Below are 1,668 nucleotides of genomic sequence, written 5' to 3' on the forward strand. Positions count from 1 at the left end.
TCAAACACACCGCAATCGAGTCCCTGCCCTCCGTCGAAGCCGACCGTCAGGCAGACTCAACCCCGTAACCCCTGCTCACTTTTCGACCGGAAGAAACTGCTCAGAATTCGACCGGAAGCGACAGAGGGTTGTTCATCTTCGCATTCAAGCACGGTCGTGGCATCGGTGTGGCTAGAGTTGTAGGCCATTTTCTCGGTCCTGGTGGCGGCCCGAGCGGGAGCACGCTCGTGTTCGGAGATCGCATCCAATCATGTTGGAGTCTGGGCGATGTCGCGCAGCTAGGCGAGGGTTCGGCTGCGCTGTTGGAGCAGTTGCGCGGCGCGGGCGTGTTCGATGGCGGTGCGGGGTCGATGCCGGCCGCGGTCAATGAGCGACTCAGGCGGGCGGCGAGTGCGGTGGTCATGAACAATGGCCCTCATGACCCACTCGGCACGGTTTGCACCAAAGGCGTTGCTGTTCGATGTTCAGGGCACGGTCACCGATTTCCACTCGACCGTGTGCAGCGAAGCTCAGCGTATCTGCGGTAGCCGCAATCAGAACGTGGACTGGAGCGACTTCGTAAACAGTTGGCGTGCTGCGTACTTCAGCTGTCTGGAGGCGGCGAAACCGGACCGTGACAATTGGATCACGGTGCACTCGGTATACCGCAGCAGCCTCGAATCACTGCTGGCCGAATACAGCATCACCGACTTGACCGCCGCTGAGCGTGACGAACTCACCCTGGCGTGGCAGCGCCTCGTGCCGTGGCCCGACGTGCTATCGGGGCTGACACGGCTCAAGAAGAAGTTCATTATTGCCACCCTGTCGAACGCGGACGTGTCGGCGCTGATCAACATCGCGAAACGTGGCGGACTGCCCTGGGATGCAGTGTTCGCCGCCGAAATGGCCGGCGTGTTCAAGCCCGATCCGGCGATCTACCATATGGCGGCGCGATACCTGGGACTCGCACCGCGGCAGATCATGATGGTGGCCAGCCACAAATACGACATCCGTGCGGCCGCGAGCCTGGGTTTCCAAACAGCCTTCGTCACCCGTCCATTCGAGTTCGGACCCTTGGGATTGGCCGACACAGCATACGACGACGCGTTCGATGTGAACGCTGCAGATTTGCTCGACCTCGCCACCCAGCTATCCTGCTGAGCACCGATTTCATATTGGTTCGCTCGTCTTTATTCGGCTTCGTAACACCCTCGGTCGGGCGATCCGCAGGAAAGCGTCACAGTGACAAAACGATACGCTGTGGGGCCCACTGCCTGACCCGGCCGTGCGCAGCAATTTCGTTCGTCCAAACTCCGGGGGATTGTCGGGTTCTCGTGATCCCGGCACTGAAGGCGCGGGCAGGGGGACGAACCAGTGGCCCTAAAGCCGTCGTAGGCCCGGACATTCGGACGGCCTCCGAATGTTCCCTTTGGTCGAACACTTCGATGGGAACCGCTCAGCTCGATCCACAGCGTCAATGCGTCACGGTGACGAAATGGAACGCAGGGCGGGGCGGGGCGAGACCGTCGGCGCGGGGCGGGTTTCGAGGATCTGGGCGGCGAGACGGAGGTTGCGTCCAGCAGAGTGGTGTACGAGTCGGGCCTGATCAGGATGCCCGGCGTGTCGTAGCCGAACGAATGAAGGTCATCGCGTGATTCTTCGAGGGACCGTCCAAAGTCACTCGAGCAA

At 61.3% G+C, this 1,668-nt stretch carries 1 protein-coding gene; it reads left to right on the plus strand.

The annotated features are described in order from the left end of the window. Nucleotides 1-408: 408 nt before the first annotated feature. A complete protein-coding gene (locus H7I87_RS09945; RefSeq protein ID WP_023861566.1) occupies nt 409-1,140 on the plus strand; it encodes a haloacid dehalogenase type II in 732 nt (243 codons plus the stop codon). Nucleotides 1,141-1,668: the final 528 nt, after the last annotated feature.

This window comes from Mycobacterium timonense (assembly GCF_025821985.1).
GTDB lineage: Bacteria > Actinomycetota > Actinomycetes > Mycobacteriales > Mycobacteriaceae > Mycobacterium > Mycobacterium avium.